We start from the raw sequence: 24301 nt of genomic DNA on the forward strand, positions 1-24301 counted from the left end.
CCACGGGAGCCCGTTTTTCTTTCCCCAGAGACCGTTGACCGATGGCCGACGTCGTGCTCGGGTAAAACCTGGGGGTGAGTCGGGGCCACGTTCTATTGCTGGGGATCGCGGTTGGAGCGCTGGGTGCGGTGATGTGCATACGGTTGCGAACCGTCGTCGAGCATGAGGACCCGGAAAAGCTCGTCGATCAACTCGGCAAACAGCTCGAGACGCTCGAATCTCACATTCGCCGCGGCGGCTCTTCCGAAGAAGCTTAATGCGTAAGCAGGTCGTGGTGGTCGGTGGCGGCCAAGGCGGGCTTTCCGCCGCGATTTACGCCCGGCTTCGAGGCCACGACGTAATGCTCCTCGAGCGGAGTGGGGTACTTGGGGGAAAGGCGGCGGGGATTGAATTGTCGGGGTACCGGCTGGACCCTGGGCCTTCCATCGTCATCCTCCCGCGTATTTACGAACAGGTCTTTCAGGACGCGGGGCGCAATATGGCCGACTACCTGCGGTTTCAGCGCCTGGACCCAATCTCGCGGGTCTGTTTTGAAGGTCAGCCGGCATTGGATCTTCCGGCTGGGCGAGCGGAAATCGAACGGTTGGTGAGGGAGATCGCGCCCGGCGACGCGCCGAATTTCACCCGACTCATGGCCAATCTGGACCATGTGACTCCTCATATCGACCGGTCCATATTCGCCCATCCGTACGATCGACCCTGGCAATTGGCCGATCCCCATCTGGTCGCGTTCGCGATGCGCTTCGATTTGAGGGCCACCTATAAAGAGCTCGTCGACGGGTGGTTTCAATCGCCTCTCCTACGGGCGTTCTTTTACGGTTTCCCTTCCTATGGCGGGCAAACCTACGACAGCAAGGCTCCCGGCGCGCTTATGATCCCTTACCTGATGCTTCAGGAAGGGGTGTTCTATCCCGAGGGAGGGGTATCGGCGATTCCCGCCGCGTTCGAGCGCTTGGCGCGAGAACTCGGGGTGGAGTTCAGGACGTCGGCGAACGTGACGAAGTTGAAGATGGACGGACCGCGCCTCGGGGGCGTCCATCTGGAAAGTGGAGAAGTGGTGGCGGCCGACGCGGTAATCAGCAACGTGGATCGATCTACGACGCGCGAGTGGCTGGGGGATATCGACCGACGACCGCCGAGCCTGAGCTACTTTACGGTCCATCTCGGCGTTCGCCGCCGCCTTCCCGGACTGCGGCACCATACGCTCCTCATTCCATCTGACTTCGAGCGCGGATTCGAGACGCTGTATCGGCATCGCCAGTTTCCAGAGCCTCCGATCGTTTACCTGAACGACACGACATCGACCGACGCCTCGACAGCGCATCCCGGTTGCACTAACCTATTTGCGGTAGTGACCTCGCCCGCCGAAGAGGATCATCTGGACTGGGCGGGGGATTACCGATCCAGGGTGATAGCCACACTTGCCAGGTTCGGCATCGTCATCGATGAGGCGGAGATCGATTTCGAACGAACTCAAACCCCGACGTACTTCCGGGAAATGCACGGGAATTATCGCGGGTCGCTTTACGGAGTCGACGAGAAGTCTCGTCTTTTCGGCGGCCTCTTCCCCCTGAGGAACCGCGATGAGCAGATCGATAACCTCTTCTATTGCGGCGGCTCGGTCCAACCCGGAGCCGGACTGCCGATGGTAACCCTAAGCGGTCGCTTCGCGGCTTCCTACCTGTAGGGCCCAGCTCGTCGGTCTTGAACGAATGGGCCAGGTTCATCGTCCACACTCACATGAAGAGGGCCGTGTTCGGCGTCTTTGGCGCGGCGGCTTCAGGCTTTCTGCTACTTCTCGCGATGCCTCTCGTTGGCTTTTGGCCGGTGGGCTGGGTGGCGCTCGTGCCTCTCTTCCTTGCTTGCCGCGGGCAGCGGTTCATCGTCGGGTTCGGCCTTGGCGTGGTCACCGCATTTACGCTAGCGGCATTAACAATTTCGGGCGTGTTTTTCGCCGATCACGATAGCACAGGGGAAGTCACTTGGATAAAGCTGGGCTGCGCGATCTTCGGCGCCGTGGTCGGTGTCGTTTCGGCGTTCCTGGCTGAGGTTCGCTTGGGAGATTCCCGGCGCCTCATAGGACTCGCGGCTTTCGCCGTGTTGTTCGAGGCGGCAACGTTGCGCGTATTGCCGGTGACCCTCGCACTGACTCAGCCGAACGTGGCTGGAATGAGAATGGTTGCCAGCTTGGTGGGGATCTGGGGAGTAGCCTTTCTACTCTGGCTCGTCAACCTCTTCATCGCCGAGTGCCTTTTGCGCCGCGACTGGCGTCCGCTCCTTCCGGTTGCGGTCGGTTTGCCGGTGACGCTATTGGTCGGCTGGTCATGGTCAACGCGGGATGGGAATCGGAATCGCGTCCCAATCGTGCTCGTCCAGAGCGAAAGCGAGCCACCACGATTGGCGGCAATGAGCGGGCATAACCCGTTAGCTCTCGCAGTCTGGCCGGAATTCGGCGGACTAAGCACCGCGCCGGGAGGAAATTCGAAGGAGCTCAGAGAGTTTTCGCAACGGGCCAACGCGCCCGCGATCGTGACAAGCTTCAGGGATGACTTCCGCCCGTTGCCGCACAATGTCGCGGCTTTGTTTTTTCGAGGAGCCGAGTCCGACCGCTATGCCAAGCGGCTACTTTTCGGCTCCGAAAAGCAAATGCACTCGGCGGGCGATCAGGCGGTCTCGGTGCCGTGGCAAGGGACCAAAGTCGGACTAAACATCTGCTTCGACTCCTGCTGGCCCGGTTTGCTTAGGCAGACCGCGATGCCGGGCGATGTACGATTGATCGTCGTTCCTGCCATCGATCCGCCGTCGCCCTACCACTGGGTCGCCGCCATGCACGCCGCGTTTACGCCGTTTCGCGCCGCCGAGAATGGCGTCTCGATCGCCCGCGCCGACGGAATCGCCTACTCGACGGTGGTAGATGGCAGCGGAAACGTCTTGCAAACCCTCTTACCCGGCGAAGCAAGCATCCAGGTTCCAACACCCATCGGTCGCCGGTGGACGCTGTACCGCCTCATCGGCGACCTTCTCTTGTGGATTTTCGGCGGGTTGGTTCTTTACGCGCTGATACCCAAAAAGAACAGAGCTAGCTCAGAACCTCTTTCGAAAGGACCTCTCCCTCCGGAGACAGGTCGTACACCACCGGAATCGCCGTGCCCAAGTTGAGGGCGAGCACCTCTTCGTTGGAAAGTTTGTCCAGGCTCATTACGATCGAGCGGTTGGAGTTTCCGTGGGCTACCACGAGGACGTTTTTGCCCTGCTGGATATCGCCGAGGATGCATCGCTCGAAGAACGGGAGAGTGCGCGCCGCCGTCATCTCCAGCGATTCGCCATTGGGGGGCGGAACGTCAAAGCTGCGCCGCCAGATGTGCACCTGCTCTTTGCCGTATTTCTCCGCCGTTCGGGCTTTGTTCAACCCCTGCAAGTCGCCGTAGTGGCGTTCGTTCAGCGCTTGGTCGCGGATGGTGGGAAGGGTGACGCCCATTGTCTCCGTCATGACCTTCAGCGTTTCCTGCGCGCGCGCCAAGGTGCTGGTGTAGGCCACATTGATCTCGAAGCCGGCGAGCTTTTGACCGGCGCGCCGCGCTTCCTCTCGCCCTAGATCGGTTAGGGGAACGTCGACCCACCCGGTGAACCGGTCTTCGAGGTTCCACAACGACTGTCCATGGCGAACGAGAATCAGCTTCGGCATCTGGGCGATTTTACCGTTCGGCAAAGAAGCCGATGAGGTCAGTGTTCGGCAAGCCGGTTGGACGGACGGCTCCGATGATTTCCCGGAGCTGACCTCGGTGGTAAGTGCCGTGATTCACCACGTGCCGGGCGATCTCCGCCAACGAACGCTCGAAAGGACGGCCAGAACTGTTGCGGTAGGCGATTCGCTCCTCCGGGTCCCTGCTTTGAAGCTCGTCTACCCATCCCTGGTGCAACGCTTCGACCCACTTATATCCGTCCGCCTTTTCCGGTGCGACCGAAGTCCCAACCCGTTCGAGCCATATTCGTTGTGCCCACAACAGGTGGGCGAAGACCTCACCCGCGCGGCTCAGGGGATGGTTGGTGGGGAAGTCGGGCCAGGGGCCGGCGATGGCGACCCGGACCAGGGCGGCGGGGGCGATGATGTTCGGCTCGACCCGCTTAAGCATGTCGACCCATTGCCGGTTTGCCCACAGGTCGTATTGGAATCCCTCGATCAGCGAGTCTCTCATTGGAATACGAGCATTCTGCCATGCGGATCGCCGACGACGCCTCCATCACGCACGGCCACCAGCCCGCCAAGAACGACGTGCTCCACTGCCCCGGTGAACATTTCTCCTTCGTAGGGACTCCACCCGCACTTACTGCGGACCATCGAGCGCTCGAAGATGTATTTGCGGTTCGGGTCGATGATGGCGAGATCCGCGTCGGCTCCGACCGTTATTCGCCCCTTATTGGCGATTCCGTACAAGGCAGCCGGACGTTCGCAGGCCATGCGAACGACGGTTTGAAGGCCAAGGCGGCCTTGGGCTACGAAGGTTAACAGGACGGGCAGCAGCGTCTGTACTCCCGGCATGCCGCTTGGGCTCTGTGGGTAGGGAAGGGATTTCTCCTCCAGCGTATGGGGGGCATGATCGCTTCCGAAGACGTCGAAGACATCCTCGCCTAGAGCTCGCCAAAGCGCTTCCCGGTGCTCTGCCGATCGAATCGGTGGATTCATTTGGGCAAGGGTTCCGAGCCGCTCGTAGCATTCCGGGGCGAAAAACCAGAGGTGCTGGGGGGTGACTTCGGCAGTCGTCCCGAGCCTTTGCCGCTTTGCCTCGGCGATCATGGGCGGTTCCTCTAGGGTGGAAACGTGAAGGATGTGTACGGGGCGGCCGGTTTCTTTGGAGAGTCGGAGGATTCGCTCGGTGGCCAGTCTTGCGCTCTCGGAGTCGCGCAGGAAAGGGTGCTCTCGGGGGTGGGGAGACTCGCTGAGGAGGGCTTTCCGCTCCCGGTTTCGTGGTTCGTCTTCGGCATGGATCGGGCAGCGCTTGCGACCGCTCATGAGCACACGGCGCAGATGCTCGTCGTCTCCGACGAGCAACGGACCGGTGGAGGAGCCCATGAAGATCTTGATGCCGGGGGTGCCGGGAAGCTGCTCGTAGGCTGCAAGCTGGTCGATGTTCTCCGTGGTAGCGCCGACGAAGAACCCGTAGTTACACCAAGCCCGGCCACTCGCCCGCGAAAGTTTGTCTTGAAGGGCGATCGCGTCGGTCGTGGTTGGGTTTGTGTTGGGCATCTCGAGAATGCCAGTGACGCCGCCAAGGAGGGCAGCGAGGGTTCCGGTCGCCAGATCTTCCTTCTGCTCGAGCCCCGGCTCGCGAAAGTGCACTTGAGTGTCGATGACGCCGGGCATCACGACGAGACCCTTGGCGTCGATCGTTTCGGCGGCTTCTGCGCCATTCAGATTGCCGATTTCGGCGATTTTTCCTTCGCGAATGCCGACGTCGGCTCGCTCGGAGCGCGATGAAGTGGTGACAAGGCCATCGCGAATCACAAGATCGAACGCCATAGCCGGATTATGGTCCCACTTGGCAGCGGCATCTTGCTACGTTAGATCGCTGGACCGCGTTTGGCGTAGACGACGTCGGCGATGGCGGCGTTGTCGCCGATTTTGGCCGCGGGGAGGGTTACGGAGGCGCCGGTGAGGGTTTGGTAGGCTTCGGCGGCCCGAGAGTTGGCCCAGGGGAGAAAGAGGGTGTAGAGCTCGTTGGCGACGCCACCGACCTGTTTGGCGCGGAGTCGGGCGGATTGCTCAGCGTAGGCGAGCATTAGGAGGTCGGAAAGCGCTCCGGTTGAGATCTGATCGGGGGTCGGAAGGTCGATTGCCTTACCGGCGAGTTCGCTGATGAACGAATCGCCCGCAGCGGCACCTTCCACTCGGCCGTCCTTGATTCGACGGCGAAGCCGGTCGGCGATGAAGAGGCGGTTGATCTCGTTGGTCCCCTCGTAAATCCGGCTGACCCGGGCGTCGCGGTAGTGGCGCGCGATGGGGAACTCTTCGGTGAATCCGTAGCCGCCGTACACTTGGAGCGCTTCGTCCACGATCAGCGATTCGGCCTCGGTGGCAAAGACTTTGCACGCCGAGCACTCGATCGCGTACTCCTCGGCCGCCTTGCGGTTGCCGTCGACGGTGCCGCCATACTCGTCAAACGCCGAGTCGATGAGCGCGCCCGTTCGGTAGATCATCGATTCCGCAGCGTAAAACCAGGCGGCCATCATGGCAAATTTCTTTTGGATGAGGCCAAATGTGGAGATCGACTGACCGAACTGTTTGCGGTCGAGGGCGTAGGCGGCGGCCAGACCCATGGCGTCGCGAGCGGGACCAATAGACATGGAGGCTAGCTTGAACCGGCCGATGTTGAGCGCGTTGAATGCGACGTGGTGACCTTGCCCGACTTGGTGCAGCAGGTTTTCCTGCGGTACCTCCGCATTCTCCAGCACTAGCCGCGCGGTGGAGGAGCCCTTGAGGCCCATCTTGTGCTCCTCTCGGGAAACGGAGACGCCGGGGAAGTCTTTTTCGACCAAGAATGCGGAGAACTTGTCCCCGTCGATCTTTGCCAACACCAGGAACAGGTCGGCCCATTTGGCGTTGGATATCCACATCTTCGTGCCGTTAAGCACGTACTTCCCATCGCGCAGGTCGGCCCGGGTGGTGGCCGAGAGTGCATCGCTTCCACTGTTCGGCTCGGAGAGCGCGTATGCCCCGATCCATTCACCGCTGGTCAGGCGGGGGAGGTACTTCGCTTTTTGCTCGTCGGTGCCGAAGAGGGAGAGGCCGACCTGGCTGATTCCGCTTGTGATGCCGTAGGTGACCGAAAACGAGCCGTTGAGGCTCATGAATTCGAGGATCCGCGCGGCAAGATTTTTGCCCAGTCCGAGCCCGCCGAATTCGTCTGGACTGTCGACTCCGCAGAGGCCCAGATCGCCCGCTTGCCGGATCAGGCCGGGCATCAACCCTTCTTCTTGATGGTCGAGCCGTTCGACAAGAGGAAGTACCTCGCCACGGCTGAACTCTTCGGCGACCCGAATCATGAGGGCTTCGTCACCCACGAACTGCTCGGGAGTAAAGATGCTGTCCGGGGTAGTCGAGAAAAATGCGCAGCCGGCAGGGGAAGAGTTATCGATAGTGGAAGACCTCATTGTCGCTGGTCCTCATTGTATCTTTTCGCGTCCCCGCTCTACGGAAGTTAACGCTACTTGAAGGTGATCGCGATCACGTGGATGGAGGTCTTGCCAGCTTCCGGCGCGGCGGTCACCGTCACTGAGTTTCCCTTCGGCGAGCTTCCCATGATCCCACCCATTCCTTTTTGGGCGTTCTGAAGCTTGCCTCGATAGAATGCGAGCACCTTGTCGGGAGCATCGGCGGTGGTCATGATGAGCTCGTAGCGACTCTCTTTGTCCGTCTCCTTTACGTTGCTTTTTCCGTCGGGGGCGTCGGAGCTTGGGTAGAGCGGGACGTCCGCTTTGGCGGCCATCTCCGTCGGAGTCATAAACTTGCCCTCCAACTCGGGCTTCGCCTCAGGAGCCCGCGAGCATCCGGCTGCTAGAATCAGGGCAGAGCCAAGGACAAGGTGCAATTTCACCTCTCGATGGTAGCACTGACGTCTGCGCAACTATCCGCTCCTTCCAGGGAGAGGACCGGGCGACGTAATGGACCTCTTCAATGTTGGAAGAACACTCAATCTCCAGCCTCGCCCTGAGGGGGACGCGTCGGGTTTGGGTCCGCCGTTCGGTCGGTGACGAAACTCGGCGCTGCTGCATCTTCTTAGATGGGGAACTCTATCTAGAGCGGGTCAAGGCATCGGAAGTGATTGATGGTAGTTGCTTCCCATCTATCACTTGCGTGTACCTCTCGTACGGCGACGCGACTGAGCGGCATATCGACTTCACCTGCAACTTGGATTTTTCCGACTTTCTCATCTCCGAGCTATTGCCGTCGGTTGAGGACTTGGCCGGTCCCCACCTGGAAACCTTCTTATGCGGCCTCAGCCTCAGCGGCTTGGCGGCGGCGTACACCGTCTTATCGAAGCCGGGCCGTTTTTCCGGAGCTCTATGCCAGTCGCCCTCGGCATGGTGGAGAGACGAATGGTTAGCGGAGAACTGCGGATCTATGGGAGAGTCCCGCCTCTGGATTAGCGTCGGAACGGAAGAGGTCCAGGAGAACGTGGCGCACGGCCCGTCGGACCTCTTCCAGAAGGTGAGTCAGATCGAGTCGTGCCGCCGACTTGCGGATGCCCTACGGAACGGTGGATCCCGGGTGGCCTTTAACGTATTTGAGGGTGGGCACGATCCAGCATGTTGGGCAACCGAGCTACCTTCGGGATTACGCTGGCTTCTGAGTCAGGCGTAGCTTGCCTTATGGTTCTGGGGTGGGGCCGGGTTCCCAGCCTTGCTCGCTGGCTCGCATGAGGACTTCGACTTTCATGTCGCGGTCGACTCGGATTTGACAGGAAAGGCGGAACTGGCCGAGGACGCCGTCTTCTTCAAGGGAGGCGCGCTCCTTCTCGCCCTGCGGCGGCTCTTCCGATTCGAACTTGACTCGGCAGGTGGTACACCTTGCCTCGCCACCGCAGCGATGGCTAACGTCGACGCCATTCCCCTCAAGGGCGAGGACGAGCTTCGTCCCCTCCTCGACTTCGAACGGCGGGAAACCTTTGGCTTGGATGGTGTGGGTGGCCATGATGTTTTGGGGACTGGGAGCTTTTACCCGAATAGCGGGTCTGTTCTCCCGGTAGATTAGCCTTGTGATCAATGAAGCACGATTGGCCGAGCTATTCCTCGACCTGATCCGGATCAACGCCCCCGCATTGGAAGAGCGAGAGGTCGTCGCATGGACCAAGCGGTACCTCGAGGAGATGGGGCTCGAGGTTCACGAGGATCGGGCAGGAGAGAAAATCGACGGCAACGCCAATAACATCATCGCCTGGCTAAGGGGCAATCGTCCTAACGCGCCTCGTATCTTTTTGTCCGCCCACTTCGACACGGTAGAACCGACCGCCGGTCTCATCGTGGCGGAACAGGACGGCGTCTTTTACTCCGCGTCCGACACGATTCTTGGAGCCGACGACAAGGGGGGAATGGCCCCCGCGATCGAGGCGGTCCGGGCGCTTATGGAGAGCGGCGAGTCGCATGGCGATATCTGCCTCCTCTTTACGGTGGCCGAGGAGATCGGTCTAAAAGGGGCGGTCGCGGTCGACTTGGAGGAACTCAATCTGGACTTCGGCTACGTGCTCGATACAGGCCCTCCAGTCGGCTCTTTCGTCAACCGAACCGCAACTCACGACAAGCTCGACGTGACGATTTTTGGCAAACCCGCCCACTCGGGGAAGGATCCGGAAAACGGGATTAATGCCATTCAAGTGGCGGCGTCAGCGATCTCCGGCATGCGGTTGGGACGAATTGGGCCGGAAACTACCGCCAATTTGGGAGTCATCGAAGGGGGAACCGCCGTAAATGTGGTTTGTCCGTGCGTGAAGATCCGTGGGGAGGCCCGCAGTACCAGCGTCGAGGAGCTCGATGCCCAGGTCGGACACATGATCGACCGGTTCGAGTCGGCGGCGAGGGAATGGGGGACGACGGTATCGATCGATCATCATCGACATTACGTGAGCTTTCAGGTTGCGGAGAACGAGCCGGTGGTGCGGATTGCCCGCGAAGCCAGCCTCGCGCTTGGTTTGGAACCTACCTTGCGAACCACCTTGGGTGGGAGCGACGCGAACATCTACAACGCGCGGGGCGTTCCCGCCATCGTCGTGGCAACCGGCATGGACAAGATCCACACGCACGAGGAGCGAATCTCCCGCAAAGACCTTGTAGATACGGCAAGACTGACGCTAGAGATTCTTCGTGCAGCGGCCCGCACCGAAAGGGGTGCGTAACGCGTCTCTTTTCGCGAGTGCATCCAAGGTGCTATCTTTGGGGGTGCTACGCGAATGGCGGACTCAAAAGGCCGCCAACGTCATGGAGGATATCGAATGAAACGAACAATCACGATGATGCTCGGTACGGCGCTACTTCTTGGAGTCGCCTCGTCTGCCCTCGCTCAAGACAACAAGCCGTCCGGTATTTCGCTACGCGCCGGTCTGTTTCTGCCCACGGATCGCGGCGCTCGCGATGTGTCGGACTCCTGGTTTGCCGGAGGTATCGACTACAAGATCAAGGATATGGGGGACATGAACGGCAACAGCTCGCTCGGTCTTTCCCTCGACTTCACCGGCAAAGGTGGATTCCGCACGGTGCCGCTACTGTTGAACTACATCGTTCACCGCGACCAGCTTTACTTCTTCGGGGGAGCCGGGATCAGCTTCTCTCGCTTCGCCTCCGGCGGCGGTTCGGAGGACAAGACGGAGTTCGCCTACCAGGCGGGCGCGGGCTACGAATTCCAGAAGGGGCAAACCCCTCTCTTCTTCGAAGCGAAGTTCATGGGGAACGGCCGCAGCGCTCTGAACGGCTTCGGCTTCTTTATCGGCGCACGCCTGTAAACGGCTCTGGAAGGACCTCTCCCTCGCAACGGGGGAGAGGCCGAGCCCGTCTTTCGTTCACGGGCGGAGGGGCCATTGTGCCCACCGGCTATGTTGCGCCATTGGCCAGTGAACCTTTACCGTTTCGATCCGTTAAAGCCCATTACCTATGGAGCTTACGGTCCGAGCAACCCGAGCAAGCATGACGGATCCGCGTGAGAGCACGGAGCGGTCGCTTGTAGACCGATGCCGGAAGCAAGACCTTGAGGCGTTTGGCAAGTTAGTCGACGCGTACCAGAACCGGGTTTTCGGCTTTGTACGACGGATGGTTCCGAACCCCGATGAGGCGGCCGACGTCACGCAGGAAGTGTTCATCCGCGCTTTTCAGAACTTCGCGCGTTTCGATGGACGCTCGTCGGTACGGACTTGGCTGTTTCGAATAGCCCACAACCTTTGCATCGATCGAGCCCGTAAGGGCCATCGAGCGCCGGTTGAAGTCGGTTTGGTAGATCCGACGGAAGGCGAGGAGATCGAGGTTTCCGACAGCCGGTGGCAGCCGGACCAGATCGCGTTGGACGAGGAACTCATGACGGTCGTCGAGTCGGCGATTATGTCGATGAGCGAAAAACTTAGGAGCGTGCTTTTGCTGCACGATAGAGAAGATATGGCCTACGAGGAGATCGCCGACATGCTGAATCTCCCGGTGGGTACGGTGAAGAGCCGGCTGTTCCTCGCGCGCTCGCACTTGCAGAGTGCCTTGCGGAAGTATTCGGAGGAAGAGGCGTGAGATTTAAGAAAGGCGACGAAATGAACCGAGACGAAAAGCATCTAATGGACGACCGCCTTCAGAGCGCAGCCCAGCAGGCGATGCGCTCGGTGGTCAAAGGGTTGCCGGAAGAGACGGTGAGCATGACCTGGAGAAGCGAGCTTAACGAGCGGCTTCTCGCGGAGAGTGCTCAGCGCGCTCGCCGGCCGCGCGTTGCTTGGTACATGCGTCCCGCGCTCGGGCTCGGGCTTGCAGGAGCCTTGGCGGTTGCGGTGTTGTTACGGGGTCCGGGGGTTTCTCCGACGGTGTCTCCCAACAATCTGTCTTCTTCGGGAAGGCTCGAGGCCGAACTGGTGAGCACGCACCGCCAGGCCAGCTTTGCGATGGACGTTGCTGGGGTTGGAGTTAATCCGACGGAGGTTTCTTACGATTCGACGCCGGTTCAACGAAGCTCTTCGGGCTGGACCGAGGAAGACCTAGACACTTTATGAGTCGCCGAGCCTTTGTTCTTTGCGGGGTGACCCCCGGTCTTTGCCTCACCATGGCGGCGGCCATGGCGCAAGGCCCGGGAGGGGCGGCAATCCAGGGGCCGCCGATCCTTCGGAAGGCGATCAGCGCGTCGGAGAATCTTCGTTACATCGGGACGCGGACGGTCGAGTTTCGCCGCAACGGCGATACCAAGCAGCATACGGAGACGATCACGCGCGAGGGGCGTAGGCTCCGGATCGATTTTCCGGAGGGAAGCCCGTTGGCCGGGCAAGTTATCGTTGAGAACGGCTTCGAACGCCGGCACTACTTCCCCGAAAAGAACGAGATCCATGTCTCCCCGCCGCGTCGCGAAGAGGTTCTCGGCCGATTGGGCCGGATGATGTCGCACGGCAACCGCTTTTCGTTCGTCGTGGCCGCCGGCCAACCGGTGGCCGGGATTCGAACAGAGCAGGTGGTGGTTTCCGATCGAGCCGGCAATGTGCTCCAGCGGCTCTACATCGATCCCGAGTCGGGCCTCATCTTGAAGCGTTCCCTTTTCGATCCGGTGGGAACGCCGGTAGGAGGGTTCGAATACACCCGGATCGATTTAGACCCGCGCATCGACCCACGTGTTTTCCGCCTCTTCCGTCGCGGGGCAACGTTCGTTACGCCGTTCAACTTGCTGGAGCGGCTCGCCCGTGAGCACGGATTCCCGGCGATTGCGCTTCCCGCTTCCTCGATGTTCCGGTTGGAGGGGTCTCAAGTTCACAAGATCGAGGGGAACGAGGTGCTGATTCAGAACTACGCCTCCCGCGACGGCGTGCATCTGACGTTGTTCCAACTGAAAACGAACGTTAGTCCGGACAAAATGCGGGAGTTCGCCCGGAAGCAAAATCTCCATTCGCTTTCCTGGTACGCGCAGGGAAATACGTTCGTTCTTATCGGAAATGTGGACGAAGCGACCCTCAATCGGATCGCTCGGCCCCTCATGGGTGGAACTTAGCCCTAGGTCGGCTAAGTTATAATCCTACGTGGCATCGCGTTCTCGCGCTCGCAGCCGACGCTCCCCGTGGATCCGGCGAATCAAGTTGGCGATCGCATTTCTGGCGATTGTCTTCTTCGGCGCCTTTATCACCCTCTTCGTGATGTTCTTCTCGGCCATCAAAGAGGCCGAGGCGCAAGCCGGAACGATCGAGGAAAAGTTTGTCGAGGTGGCTAGGCCCCCGACGCGCATCCTTACCGCCGACGGGGTCGAGCTCTATCGGGTCAGCGAAGAAAACCGGATTCCCTTAAAGTTGGCGGAAATTCCGGACCACGTCAAGAACGCGATCATCGCCGCCGAGGACAAGCGGTTCTATCAGCACAACGGCGTGGATGAGCAAAGCCTTCTCCGGGCGTTCGTCTCGGTGTTCAAGCAAGGTCACGTTGGGCAGGGTGGCAGCACGCTCACGATGCAGCTCGCCAAGCGTCTCTACAACGGCAATGAAAAGTCGTTCCGCCGGAAATTGCAAGACATCGCCTTCGCCTACGTGATGGAGCGAGAGGTGGCCAGCAAGAACCGGATTCTCGAGCTGTACCTAAACCAGGTCTATTTCGGGGAGGGGGCGCATGGGATCGGCGCGGCGGCGCGGACCTATCTGAGCAAGAACGTCAAGGACCTGACGATTTCCGATGCGGCGTTGCTGGCCCGGTGTGTCCGAAGTCCGAGCCGAGAAAACCCGATCAAAGATCCTAAAGGGTCGCTGGAGAACCGGGACGTCGTGCTGCACATCATGCACGACGAGCACATGATCACCGACTCCGAGTACGACAAGGCGCTCGCGGAGGTGCCCAAGCTCAATCCGCACCCTCCGGAAACCACGGCTGCCTATTCCGCCGGGTATGCGATGCACTTTGTGCAGCACGTGTTGCAGACCCTGCAAGAAGACGATCCAACCTTGGACCTGAAGGGGGGCGGCTACACGATTTATACAACCATCGACAGCCACCTCCAGCGCCTGGCGGAGAAAACCGTACAGAGGATCGTCGAAGAAAACCGCCGCATGAAAATCAATCAGGGCGCGTTCATGGCGATGGATCGCGATGGGCACATTCTCTGCGAGGTCGGAGGCGTCTCTTACAAGCGCACTCAGTACAACATCATCTCCCAGGGGCACCTCCAGCCCGGTTCGGGCTTCAAGCCCTTCGTCTATGCCACCGCCCTCCGTGAGGGGACGATTGGAATGGGGGATTATCTTTCCAACGCGCCGATTCGACTGCCGAACGGTTCTGGTGGCTATTGGGAACCGAAGAATTCTAGCCCCAGGGAAAACGCTTCCGGATACTCTCTCGAAGACGCCCTCGCCCTATCGGTAAACCGTCCGGCTATCTGGACGATCCTCAAGGTGACGCCGCGGGTGGTCGCGGATACGGCTCGCGACGCTTTCGGTTTCCGGACCAAGCTCGAAGCGTATCCACCGCTCGCATTAGGCGCCACTGCGGTAAGCCCGCTGGAAATGGCGGAAGGGTATTCCACGTTTATGCTGAGGGGCGATCGAGTGCGCCCCTACCCGCTCGCCAAGATCGTAGGGCCGGATGGAGAGGTCAAGAAGGAATACACGCCGCAGAAATTCGGAGGAGTGTTCGACCCGCGTGTCTGCGAGGATATCGACACGCTCCTCCGAGCAGTGGTCCAAAAGGGTACCGGCACGGCCGCCCAGGACGTACCGGACGCTCGCGGGAAAACGGGAACTACCAACGATGCCAAGGACGCTTGGTTTACGGGCTATTCCGACGGCGTTCTCGGCGTCGCCTGGGTGGGCAACCAGAAGATCGTGAAAGGGAAGTGGACGGTGCTTCCGATGGCGGATCGGGTTTTCGGCGGTACAACCGCTATCCACATCTGGCGAGCCGTTATCAAAGAGGCGCGGCAGCGGTATGGACATCGAATGGAGCCGGACAACACACCTCCGGTGGCGCAAGACGATACGGTCCCCGCGCTTCACGAAAAGAAGGAGAAGCCGCCCCGCATCACCGACGCCGACATGCCGGCGGGAACACCGGTAGACGATCCGAACGCTGGAAAGGCGAAGCCTCCCGAGCACACGATTCCTCCGGCACCGGTGGTAAATCCTGCCGCTCATCCGGACACGATCCAGAACGACCCCGGCTCCGGGGGCGGGGCGGGGGCGGAGACGGGGACCTCGGAACGATCGATGCGGGCAAGGTCGATAAGCCGAAGTCGAAACCGAAGAGGGAGCGGCACGAGGAAACGGTGTCGGTGGAAGTGTGTGCCGATTCCGGCCTGCTTGCCAATCCGTATTGCCCGGAGACGGTTACTCGTACGTTCCCGCGGAGCCAAGCTCCGAAGCGAGTTTGCCGGATTCACCGGCCGGGAGACTAGGCGATGTCGGTTATCCATACCCCGCGCAAACCGGAACTGGATCTGAGGATTCTTGCTTTTCCGGCGGTCATGGTGGGGGCGCTCTCGGTGCTTTTTCTTCGGCTCTGGTACTTCCAGGTCGTAGAGGCACCTACGCTGGTGGAAAAGGCGGAAGCCTCGCGCGTGGTACCGGTGATGAAGCCGGCCCCCCGGGGGCTCATTTTCGACCGGAACGGAGTTCCAATCGCGATCGTCCGGCCGGAGATCGTCGTCACCGCGATTCCCAACAAGATAAAGGCGAACCCATGGGTTCTCGACCGGGTGGCCAAGATCCTCGGCGTCGAGGTGGAGAAGCTCGAGCGGAAGGTAAGGGATGCAACCTGGCGTCCCTTCTTGCCTACCCCAATCTACGTGGGGGCGGACATCAAGGCGGGTACCCGCATCGCGGAAGAAGGGGAAGAGCTGCCGGGGATCGGTGTGGAAACCCAGCCGATGCGTCACTATCCGGATAGCACGAGCTTTACTCATGTGCTGGGCTACGTTTGGGTTCCCAGCGATAAGGACGTGGCCCGAATCGAGAAATCGGGCAAACCGGTTCCAGATTTCGTCGGCAAGGGTGGAATCGAACGTGCCTATGACGACGAGCTGATGGGGTTGCCGGGCGCTGAGCGGATGGCGATCGATGCGCGGCGGCAACCGATCCGAGTAGAGGGGCGGGATGCGGCTACCCCGGGGAACCAGCTTGTGTTGACCCTGGATGGGGATCTACAGCGTTACGTGACCCAGCTCTTCAAGGAGAGCCACTTCATGGGGGGTGCGGTGGCGCTCGATCCCCGCACGGGCGAGGTCCTTTGTTTGGTAAGCAGCCCCACGTTCGACCAGTCGCTTTTCAGCGGTGGAATCTCGGACGAAGAGTGGAAGGTGCTCAACGATAATCCGGAGAAGCCCCAGATCGACCGAGCGATCTTCGGCGCCTATGCCCCGGGGTCGACGTTCAAAATCGTGACGACGGTCGCCGCCGCCCGTACCGGCAAGTTCAACGTGAACGACACGTACTACTGCCCGGGAGGGTATTTCAAGCGGGGCGTGCACCTGAGATGCCTAGGGCAACATGGGGCGATCTCGTTTGAAAACGCGATGGCGAAGTCTTGCAACACCTATTTCTGCAATTTAGGGGTTGCGGTCGGACCCGAGGCGATTCGGAGCGCAGCCTTGGACATGGGTTTGGGGCAGCGAAGCGGGATTGAGATCGGCGGGCCGATGGAGGTCGGGACGGTGCCCACCCTCGACTGGCTTCGAAAGGTCTCCAAAAAGAAGAACCCGCCCTGGTATCTGGGCGACACGGCGAACCTATCGATCGGACAGGGATATCTCGCGACGACTCCCCTACAAATGGCCGAGGTGGCGGCGATGGTGGCAAACGACGGGGTGAGCTATAAGCCGCATCTCGTTCGCGCGATCAAGGATCCGACGGGTCAGCAGGCGATTAGGCAGATCGCGCCGGAAGTTGCTCACAAGGTCGATCTCCCCGCCTCGTTCTGGGCCGAGCTGAGGAAAGCGTTGGTCGGGGTCGTAGACCATGGCACGGCGCAAAGAGCGCGGATTAACGGGGTTTCGTGGGGCGGCAAGACGGGAAGTGCGGAGCACTTGCATGGCGGAAAGAAAACGCATGGCTGGTTCGTTGGGTTCGCCCCGGCGGAAGCGCCGAAGATCGTGATCTGCGTTCTATGGGAAGAAGGTGGTCACGGCGGCGACTCCGTGGCTCCGATCGCCAAGGAGATCGTCCAGCGCTACTTGATGCCGCCCAAGAAGGCGGTTTCCGCAGCCACGTCGTCGTCGGCGGCGGCTTTGTCGCCGGCGGCAAGATCTAAGCCTTGAAGCATCCGAGCCGCCTCGGCCGCTTTCTGCAAAATCTCTTTCGCTCCCTCCACCGTCCTTCCGTTGTAAGTTCCGTTGGCCACGATCTGCGGAACGGTGCTGGCCAAGAACGACTTGAACCCTTGGACGGCGGGACGTAGCAGGGTCCGCTGCTCCTTCGCGTCGGAACTTGCCTTTGCCAGCTCGAGCCGCGCGATGAACGTCTGCACCTCGACGTCCTCCGGTACCGATCTGACCTTGAAATAGGGCGTGTTCTCGGTGGCGACGAGCCGCTTGAGAAGGCTCGCGTATCTATCTTGATCGCCGCCTTTAAGGGCAAGTTGGGCAGCTTGGTACAGAGTGTCCGGATTGTTTGGATCGGTGGCTAGAGCCTGGTCGAGCGTAGCCATCGCCTCGGCGGTTTGGCCAGACTGAGCCTGCAGGAGAGCGAGGCGGCGAAGGTATTTCGTTCTTGGGGCAAATGCGGCGGCTTGCCGAGCATCTTCGAGACGCCCGCTAAGGTTGGAAGTCAGGTACCACGCCTCGCCATCGTTCGGGGCGATCGAGTGGAGAGTGTCGAGCGTTGCCTGGGCTTCGGCCACTTTGCCGGCCTGGATATCTCCCCGCACTTCGGACCGCAGGAGCTCCGTGTACGCGCTGTAGAGCATCACGAGGAGCAGCAGCGACACAAAGCCAGCGCCGAGCCGGCGCAGGGCGGGGAAGAGGAATTCGGGGGCGACCGAGTCTCCACTGAGCAGAAGTCCGGTTCCGAGCAGCATAAAGACGGAAAGGCCAAGACCGTAGTAGTAAAAGTCGCTGTCGAACACACTGTGACCGCATGCTGCGCCCACGGCGACGACGACGGAGATAAGGAGCGCTCGGTTTTTGGGCGGTAGCGATTTCGATGCCCGAAGGGCCAAGAAAACCCAGTAGCCGATGGCGATCACAAGCAACAGCGGCACCAGCGGACTCGCCTCGGCCAGAAGCTGAGCGTAGGTGCTGTGGGCGAATACCGTCTGCGTGGTCAGGCCCGGTCTTCCCGATTCAAACCGAAACGTTCCGGGACCGGAACCGACCGGGTTGCGTAAGAAGAGCTTGCCCGCCGTTAACCAGAGGTTCCAGCGAAAGTGCGCCGACTGCTCGACGGTAGCGCCCGCATTGGCGATCCGGCTCATCGCCCCGGTACCCCCTTTCTGCCCCGATTGAGACATGACGAGCACGGCGACGGCAACGATGGCGCAACCGACCACGGCGACAATTCGGCCCAATGCGGCTTTCGTCTGCTCTTTCGGCGACAGGAACGCGGTCAGGACCAGGTGAGCTACGAGGCAGATCGCGAGGATCGCCATCGCTCCTTTCGATCCGGTGAGGGCGAGGGCGAAGCTGATGAGGAGCAAGCCAGACGCGGTGGCGAGCATGGCCCCCTGCTCCGTCACCGTCAGGACGCCCAGGCCGAGGCAGAACCCGACCAGAAGGATCGCGGCGAGCGCGTTCGGGTTAACCCAGAAGCTGAAGATGCGCCACGAGGGGTCGGCCGCCTTGGTAGCGCCGTACTCCAAGATCCCGTAGATCGCGGTGACGGCGGACCCGGCGAAGATGGCGGAGATGATCGCCATCGGCCCTGCCTTCCGCCCGGCGACCGCGACTACGGCATAAAGCGCAACTCCGTAGCTAAGCCACTCGGCTGCGATCGCGATCGACAACGGCTTGTAGTTGGAGAAAGCGCAGGTGGCGGCGAAAACCCCGAGCATCACCAGGATGAATCCCGCGAACAGGTTATTCGGTACCTGAACCACTCGGCGGCCGAGAAATGCGGCCATGAAGGCGGCGCCGCATAGAAGTGCTAGGAGGGTATGGGAGGTGTAGGGAGCGCCGGGCGACGTAAAGAAGCTGCCGACAACTTCACCGAAGCCGGAGGTTAGACTGGTGGCGTCAGTCGAAACCTGCCCCCCAATGATTGGAGCGAGAAAGGCGGCGATCACCAGAAGGATCGCGGGGATGCCCAGAGGGGCTCGTTTGGCGTCCCGCTTCACTTTCGCATCCTTCGGCGATTCAACTCGTCGATCTTGTTCTTAGTAATGAATAGGCTCGCCCGTGCCACGAGAGCGGTGGCAGCCCCGGCGAGGGCGAATGGCCGGAGCGGGGCGGCAACCTTGGGAAGCATGTTCTTCTTATAGAATCGAAACATCGAGCGATGGAAGCGGCCGATCATGCGATTTGGGGCTTTGTCGGTGCTACGGCCGATGGCGTGAGTGATTACCGCGGTGGGAAGGTAAATCACTTCGAAATCTGCTTCCCAGCTTCGAAAGCAGAAGTCGACATCCTCGCTGTACATAAAGAATTCGGGATCTAGAAAGCCGATCTTCTCGAGGAGCTCCTCGCGGGCAAGGAGGGCGGCTCCGCTCACCCAGTCGACCTTGGTGACCTCTTCGTGCCCCCAATCCTGCATCAGGTATTCGCGGGTGTATCGGTTCTTCGGAAAGAGTCGACCCAAGGGGGTGTTTCGGAAGAGAGCGGCGCCAGGGGTGGGGAATCGTCGCGCGGAGAATTGGAGCGAGCCGTCCGGGTTTAAGAGTTTCGGGCCGAGCACTCCGATCTTGGGGTGGGACTCCAGATACTCCATCAGGGTCCGGATCGCGCCGGGGTGAACTACGGTATCTGAATTCAGAAGTAGGGCGTGGCGGCCGCGGCGGTGTTCGAGCATGTGATTTTGGCCGCCGGTGAACCCAAGGTTCCGGCTCATTCGCATGAGTCGAACCCACTTGAACTCTTCTTCCACCATGTCCGGCGACTCGTCTTCGGAGTTGTTGTCGAGGACGATGACCTCCATTTCCGCTTCGTCCCGCACCCGTTCAAGGCTGGCAAGGCAGGCGCGAAGGTCCTCCTTGGTGTTCCAGCTACAGATCGTGATGCTAAGGTCGAAATCCGGCATCGAAGCCTCGGGCGCGAAAAAATGCGGCGGAGTAGATCGCTGCCGCAAGAAATGGTAACCCTACCCGCATTAGCCCCGTTCCGTGATGTTTTTGAAGGTACCGCACAAGGCTTCGGTGCGACTCCCAGATCATGCTCTTGCGAACCTGCTTGGTGCTCTCGCCGCCGTAGTGGAGAATGCGGGCATCTGGGGCGTAGAGGCATTCCCAGCCGGCTTGCTTCATCCTGTACAGCAGATCGACCTCGTTAAAGAAAATCGGAAACCGCTCGTCGAAAGGGGATGAGGGATCGCCGGCGGCAGCGAGCGCCTCCCTTCGAAAGAGAAGGAATGTGCCCATGGGTTGGGGCGCGGGGCCGGAATTCTCGTAATCGAACCGGCTCAGGCGGTAGGAATCCCATGCGCCGCCAAGCCGCTTTCCTAGACCGGTCACGTCTCCGAGGATGCCTAGGACGGTCGGGAAGCCTCGCACTGAGTTCTGGGTATTGCCATCTAGCCCGACCTGCCTGATGCCGACGCAGCCGGCTTTCGGATGGGCATCGAGGAACGCGATCGCCTTGTCGATCGAGTCGTCGACGAACTCGGTGTCCGGATTTAGCGTGAGCAGGTGGTCTCCGGTTGCCCGCTCGAAGGCAAGATTGTTGCCTCGGGCGTAGCCGGTGTTCTTGTCGCTGGCGACGAGGATGGCGTTTGGGAATTCGGACCGCACCATGTCCGCACTGCCGTCCGAGGAGGCATTGTCGACGACGACGACCTCGAATTCCTCAGAGGGAGGGTGACGCTCGATCGAGCTCAGACAAGCCCTCAGCAGGTCGCGCGTGTTCCAATTCACGACCAGGATGCTGAGCACGGTGAAACGATTCTACACGACTCGGAAGTTGCGGTAATAACCGCTTCAGATTCCGGCAAAATCACCAGGGAAAAGGGAACTTTGAACCTAAATGGTCCTAATTTGTGGATGTATTGCACATTATGCGGGGTTGACCAGGTCGAAAGCGGGCTGGTAAGGTGCCTTAGATTGCCAAGGGACCCGTTCAAGGGTAGGCACCGCGCATGAATTGTGGCGCGAAGGAGATTGATGCCGATCAAGAATCTAACCTTGGGGCTTTGTCTGGTTTTATCAGGCACCGCTCTGGCCCAACACCAGACGTACCGGATCAAAGAGGGTGATACTCTCTCCGGCATCGCTGAGCGGTTTAATATCCGCACCCATTCACTCGTCAAAGCCAACGACCTCGATCGTAATTCGGCCTTGAAGGTCGGTCGTGTCCTCACGATTCCGAGCGCAACCGTTACTTCAGACCACCACAAGACCTCCGCGGTTCCTTCCTCAAAGGGGGGATACTTCGTTCGCGAGGGCGATAACGACGAGGCGCTCGCCCACCGTTTCCACCTCACCACCCATCAACTACATCTCCTTAACCCGGGTGTGAAGTGGCGTGCGCTCAAGCTTCATCAGGCGCTCCGCGTCACCGGTGGGCATTCCGACACCCGAGTCGCCAAGGCGTCAAAGCCTTCGAAAGTTTCTTCCCATGGCGCCCACGTCGTTCGCGAGGGCGAAAACGACTGGATCATCGCTCATCGCCTTGGAACCACGACTGTGGTGCTCAAGCGGTTGAATCCGGGTGTAAACCTGGCCCGGCTTCGCACCGGCCAGAAGATCAACGTCCCGGGCGGTCTCGTAGCTAAGGCGGCCGCGGCTCCTCGACTTCACTCACGCTATGCAGTGATCAACGGCGATGCGGTCACCATCCGTCGCGAGCCGTCCCGCGGGGCAGATTCGATCGCGCAGGTCGATGCAGGTACCCGGGTCGTGGTGCTCGATCGAGACGGCGACTGGTATCGTTTGCGGTTTCCGAAGGGAACCGAGGGTTGGGTCCGCAGCGACCTGCTGAAATCGGCGGCGGCGCCCCGTGTCGCGAGTCGTGCTCGCCGCCATCATGAGGAGCGGGTCGCTAGCCGGCCTCGTCACCACCGGGAGTTGGTCGCGACCCGTTCGCACCACAGCCGACGGCATGAGTCGAGCCAGCGGATGGTTGCTTTCGAGACCTCGAGCAAGGGAGACGGCTCCGGAATCCTGGCGAAAGCGCAGGCTTATCGGGGTGTCCGGTATCGATGGGGCGCTATGTCCCGGTCGGCGACGGACTGCAGCGGCTTCACTTCGCAAGTATTCGGCAGCCAAGGGTATCGACTTCCTCGAACTTCGAGTGAGCAGTCTCATGCCGGTACCCCGGTTAAAGCCAAGGATCTAAAGAAGGGAGACCTCGTCTTCTTCCACACCCACCGTGGCGCTCGCGTCACCCACGTCGGCATCTACATGGGGAACGGTAAGTTCATCCATGCCAGCAGCGGCGGCGGCAAGGTGCAGATCAACAGCCTTAACGATGGCTACTACAAAAAGCGACTGGTGGCCGCTCGGCGGCTGGTGAAGAGCTCCAAGCCCGCCAAGCAAGAGGAGCCGGCTGTAACCGCTCCTGCAGCCGACGGCGACAACTAGAGGAAACGCTCGGCGGCTTCGGTCGCCGAGACTTTCGTCTAAAAGGAGGGGAGTTACACCCCTTCTAACCCCTCCGACTTGAGTTTTGGGCCTCGGTTCGTCCACACTAGTCGGGTTCGGCCCGGTCGTCTAGTGGTTAGGATGCCGCCCTTTCAAGGCGGAGGTCGCGGGTTCAAGTCCCGTCCGGGCTACCACCTACAAATGACATTGGACAGATTTTTAGTTAAAAATCTGTCCAACGCTCTTCTTGAATGACATTTTGTGAATACGAAGGCTCCTGATGTTGTTAGGTTGATGTCGCCGCTTTCAGGGCTCGGAGGGTTGGTCGGCCTTTACCCAGGGCTAACGCCCTGGGCTGTAGGATTTCGCCCCCTTGGGGCTGGCTTCGGGCCCGCGGGTTGGAGGCACCTTCGATCGTTAGACGACCCGATTGGGTGACAGGGTTTTGAGACGGCCTGTTTAGCTGCGGTTCAAGGTTCCTCCGGGGTAAATCCCTGGGCTACGGGCAAACCATCACTGTCAGCGTATTTTCTCGATGACGATCCACGCTCTGCGCTTCCGACCTACATCGGTCTTCCGTGGAATCCCGGGCGGGGAGTGAAGAGGTTCCATTCGATAGATGGCATCTCGTTTGCCATTCGGTCGCGTAGGGCGGCGGAGCCGGGGTGCTCGGTGGCGTAGTGGCCGCTGGAGAGGATGCACATGCCCGATTCGCTCGCCTCGAGGGCGACGTGTTGCTTGACCTCCCCGGTTACCATGACGTCGGCGTCGGCCCGCTGGGCGGCCATCCAGTCGCCATCGGCGGCCCCTCCTACGACGGCGACCTTTCGTATCCGCTTCGCGGGATCGCCCCAGGCGAGGGAGCGGGTGGATAGCACTCGATCGGTCAACGCTACGAATTCTCCGAGGGTCATCGGCTCTGGCATCACTCCGATTCGCGCCAACGGTTGTTCCGGGACTGGAGCCAACGAGAGGTAGTCGAAGGCCGGCCCCTCGTAGGGATGGGCTTTCCTTAACGCACGGGCCACCGCAGTCGCGCGATCTTCTGGTAGCACCATCTCCACCCGCACCTCGTCTACGGTCGTTCTCTCCCCGGGCGCTCCGATGTGCGGATCGGAATCCGGTGCGGCTTCGAAGTCGCCTTGTCCCGAGCTCCTAAAAGCGCAACGCCGATAGGCGCCGATTACGCCGGCTCCTTCGGCGGAGACGGCATCGATGATCCGATCGGCTGCCTCGGCGGGGCAAAAGAAGACGAGCTTGAGGTTCTTCACATTTTCCGTCGTGCCGAAGGAGCGAACCTCTTGCAGGCCGAACATCTCCGCCAAGGTGTCGTTGATGCCTCCGATCGCCGCATCCCAATTCGTGTGGGCGGCAATGAAGCTGGTCCCCTGCTGGATGAGCTTCACGATCGTTCGCCCTTCGTGGGAGCGAGTGTCGACGGACGAAATCGGGTTGAAGATCAGCGGGTGGTGGGTGAGAAGGAGCTGAGCCTCTCGTTCGCGCGCGAAATCGACGGCTCCGAGTGATCGGTCCATCGAAACTACGGCGCGACGAACCTCACCGTCGATGTTGCCGACCTGCAGGCCGATCTTGTCAAAGCTTAAGGCATGTCGCTTTGGGGCGATCTTCTCGATGACGGCAAGAACTTCTCTAACGGTAGCCACACCGTATTTTGCCGGACCCACAAACGGAAACGGGGGCTTACGCCCCCGCCGTGCCTAGCTCTCGCGTCGACCGGAATCCAGACGGTCTGGATTTATTATTTATAGGATTGCTTCTGGAACTACATTGTTCTGATGTGCAATAGTCCGCCAGTTTCCGTAACGCCCGTTCTGAGACGGTATCCAATCCGTTGGGGCTTGTAAGACACAAGCTCAACAGCGCATACGCCTCATCTTCGGTGAGTCTCAGCCCCTCTGGATTGTGTCCAGCGTTCATGAGAGCCCCTCCTTAA

General features: G+C 60.5%; 22 protein-coding genes and 1 tRNA gene. 13 read left to right on the plus strand and 10 right to left on the minus strand.

Translation table 11 applies throughout. The annotated features are described in order from the left end of the window. Window positions 1-74 precede the first annotated feature (74 nt). Genes OP10G_RS26425 through OP10G_RS17565 form a run of 3 tightly spaced genes read left to right on the plus strand, consistent with a single transcriptional unit; the run spans window position 75 to window position 3159 of the window. Window positions 75-257, plus strand: a complete 183-nt coding sequence (locus OP10G_RS26425; protein WP_144241221.1) for a hypothetical protein — start codon at window positions 75-77, stop codon at window positions 255-257. Beyond that, window positions 257-1687, plus strand: a complete 1431-nt coding sequence (locus tag OP10G_RS17560; RefSeq protein ID WP_025229133.1) for a phytoene desaturase family protein — start codon at window positions 257-259, stop codon at window positions 1685-1687. The genes OP10G_RS26425 and OP10G_RS17560 overlap by 1 nt, the downstream gene beginning before the upstream one ends. 53 nt (window positions 1688-1740) lie before the next feature. Continuing rightward, window positions 1741-3159 (plus strand): nitrilase-related carbon-nitrogen hydrolase, encoded by a 1419-nt coding sequence (locus OP10G_RS17565; protein WP_025229132.1) that lies wholly within the window; start codon window positions 1741-1743, stop codon window positions 3157-3159. Here OP10G_RS17565 and OP10G_RS17570 read toward each other — a convergent pair. The 5 genes from OP10G_RS17570 to OP10G_RS17590 are packed head-to-tail and all read right to left on the minus strand — an operon-like array spanning window position 3080 to window position 7592. Continuing rightward, window positions 3080-3685: a 2,3-bisphosphoglycerate-dependent phosphoglycerate mutase gene (locus OP10G_RS17570; RefSeq protein WP_025229131.1), complete on the minus strand. Its 606-nt coding sequence runs from the start codon at window positions 3683-3685 to the stop codon at window positions 3080-3082. The two genes, OP10G_RS17565 and OP10G_RS17570, sit on opposite strands and share 80 nt — an antisense overlap. Before the next feature lie 10 nt (window positions 3686-3695). Next, window positions 3696-4196, minus strand: a complete 501-nt coding sequence (locus OP10G_RS24935; RefSeq protein WP_052547818.1) for a DinB family protein — start codon at window positions 4194-4196, stop codon at window positions 3696-3698. Beyond that, window positions 4193-5518, minus strand: a complete 1326-nt coding sequence (locus tag OP10G_RS17580; protein WP_038473300.1) for a dihydroorotase — start codon at window positions 5516-5518, stop codon at window positions 4193-4195. The genes OP10G_RS24935 and OP10G_RS17580 overlap by 4 nt, the downstream gene beginning before the upstream one ends. Window positions 5519-5559: 41 nt before the next feature. Then, window positions 5560-7149: an acyl-CoA dehydrogenase family protein gene (locus tag OP10G_RS17585; protein ID WP_025229129.1), complete on the minus strand. Its 1590-nt coding sequence runs from the start codon at window positions 7147-7149 to the stop codon at window positions 5560-5562. Between the two features lie 53 nt (window positions 7150-7202). Next, window positions 7203-7592, minus strand: coding sequence for a hypothetical protein (locus tag OP10G_RS17590; protein ID WP_144241222.1), 390 nt, complete (start codon window positions 7590-7592; stop codon window positions 7203-7205). A gap of 80 nt (window positions 7593-7672) precedes the next feature. On the opposite strand from OP10G_RS17590, the gene OP10G_RS17595 reads away from it, so the two are divergent. Next, complete coding sequence (locus OP10G_RS17595; protein WP_025229127.1) at window positions 7673-8359, plus strand: alpha/beta hydrolase; 687 nt, start codon at window positions 7673-7675, stop codon at window positions 8357-8359. A 6-nt stretch (window positions 8360-8365) separates the two neighbouring features. Here OP10G_RS17595 and OP10G_RS17600 read toward each other — a convergent pair whose 3' ends face one another. Next, complete coding sequence (locus OP10G_RS17600; RefSeq protein ID WP_025229126.1) at window positions 8366-8689, minus strand: 2Fe-2S iron-sulfur cluster-binding protein; 324 nt, start codon at window positions 8687-8689, stop codon at window positions 8366-8368. 64 nt (window positions 8690-8753) lie between these two features. Here OP10G_RS17600 and OP10G_RS17605 point away from each other — a divergent pair, with 64 nt between their 5' ends. From OP10G_RS17605 to mrdA, 7 genes are all read left to right on the plus strand, one after another. After that, complete coding sequence (locus OP10G_RS17605) at window positions 8754-9887, plus strand: M20/M25/M40 family metallo-hydrolase (protein ID WP_025229125.1); 1134 nt, start codon at window positions 8754-8756, stop codon at window positions 9885-9887. A gap of 96 nt (window positions 9888-9983) precedes the next feature. Beyond that, the gene (locus tag OP10G_RS17610; RefSeq protein WP_025229124.1) at window positions 9984-10490 is read left to right on the plus strand and encodes a hypothetical protein; all 507 of its coding nucleotides are present in this window, start codon (window positions 9984-9986) and stop codon (window positions 10488-10490) included. Between the two features lie 181 nt (window positions 10491-10671). Continuing rightward, window positions 10672-11256 carry a sigma-70 family RNA polymerase sigma factor gene (locus OP10G_RS17615; protein WP_038475787.1) on the plus strand — a complete coding sequence of 195 codons (585 nt, stop codon included), beginning with the start codon at window positions 10672-10674 and terminating at the stop codon, window positions 11254-11256. A gap of 20 nt (window positions 11257-11276) precedes the next feature. Beyond that, window positions 11277-11726, plus strand: a complete 450-nt coding sequence (locus tag OP10G_RS17620; RefSeq protein WP_144241223.1) for a hypothetical protein — start codon at window positions 11277-11279, stop codon at window positions 11724-11726. Beyond that, on the plus strand, window positions 11723-12706 hold the full coding sequence (locus tag OP10G_RS17625; RefSeq protein WP_025229121.1) for a LolA family protein: 984 nt from the start codon (window positions 11723-11725) through the stop codon (window positions 12704-12706). Before OP10G_RS17620 ends, OP10G_RS17625 begins: the two co-directional genes overlap by 4 nt. A gap of 28 nt (window positions 12707-12734) precedes the next feature. After that, on the plus strand, window positions 12735-15131 hold the full coding sequence (locus OP10G_RS17630; RefSeq protein ID WP_144241224.1) for a transglycosylase domain-containing protein: 2397 nt from the start codon (window positions 12735-12737) through the stop codon (window positions 15129-15131). Then, a complete protein-coding gene (gene mrdA, locus OP10G_RS17635) occupies window positions 15089-16942 on the plus strand; it encodes a penicillin-binding protein 2 (RefSeq protein ID WP_038473307.1) in 1854 nt (617 codons plus the stop codon). The genes OP10G_RS17630 and mrdA overlap by 43 nt, the downstream gene beginning before the upstream one ends. On the opposite strand, the gene OP10G_RS17640 is transcribed toward mrdA, so the two are convergent. From OP10G_RS17640 to OP10G_RS17650, 3 genes are read right to left on the minus strand one after another with little or no spacing between them, the layout of a single operon-like run. Then, window positions 16855-18954 carry an O-antigen ligase family protein gene (locus OP10G_RS17640; protein ID WP_025229118.1) on the minus strand — a complete coding sequence of 700 codons (2100 nt, stop codon included), beginning with the start codon at window positions 18952-18954 and terminating at the stop codon, window positions 16855-16857. The two genes, mrdA and OP10G_RS17640, sit on opposite strands and share 88 nt — an antisense overlap. Then, complete coding sequence (locus OP10G_RS17645; RefSeq protein WP_025229117.1) at window positions 18951-19853, minus strand: glycosyltransferase family 2 protein; 903 nt, start codon at window positions 19851-19853, stop codon at window positions 18951-18953. Before OP10G_RS17645 ends, OP10G_RS17640 begins: the two co-directional genes overlap by 4 nt. Beyond that, window positions 19834-20700 carry a glycosyltransferase family 2 protein gene (locus tag OP10G_RS17650; RefSeq protein WP_025229116.1) on the minus strand — a complete coding sequence of 289 codons (867 nt, stop codon included), beginning with the start codon at window positions 20698-20700 and terminating at the stop codon, window positions 19834-19836. Before OP10G_RS17650 ends, OP10G_RS17645 begins: the two co-directional genes overlap by 20 nt. Before the next feature lie 228 nt (window positions 20701-20928). On the opposite strand from OP10G_RS17650, the gene OP10G_RS24940 reads away from it, so the two are divergent. Beyond that, a complete protein-coding gene (locus OP10G_RS24940; protein ID WP_025229115.1) occupies window positions 20929-22347 on the plus strand; it encodes a C40 family peptidase in 1419 nt (472 codons plus the stop codon). 118 nt (window positions 22348-22465) lie between these two features. Then, a tRNA-Glu gene (locus tag OP10G_RS17660) sits at window positions 22466-22541 on the plus strand. A gap of 369 nt (window positions 22542-22910) precedes the next feature. Here OP10G_RS17660 and OP10G_RS17665 read toward each other — a convergent pair. Continuing rightward, window positions 22911-24011 carry a Nif3-like dinuclear metal center hexameric protein gene (locus tag OP10G_RS17665; RefSeq protein ID WP_052547820.1) on the minus strand — a complete coding sequence of 367 codons (1101 nt, stop codon included), beginning with the start codon at window positions 24009-24011 and terminating at the stop codon, window positions 22911-22913. Window positions 24012-24301: the final 290 nt, after the last annotated feature.

Origin of the sequence: Fimbriimonas ginsengisoli Gsoil 348, assembly GCF_000724625.1 — a bacterium.
In the GTDB taxonomy this organism is placed as follows: Bacteria; Armatimonadota; Fimbriimonadia; order Fimbriimonadales; family Fimbriimonadaceae; genus Fimbriimonas; species Fimbriimonas ginsengisoli.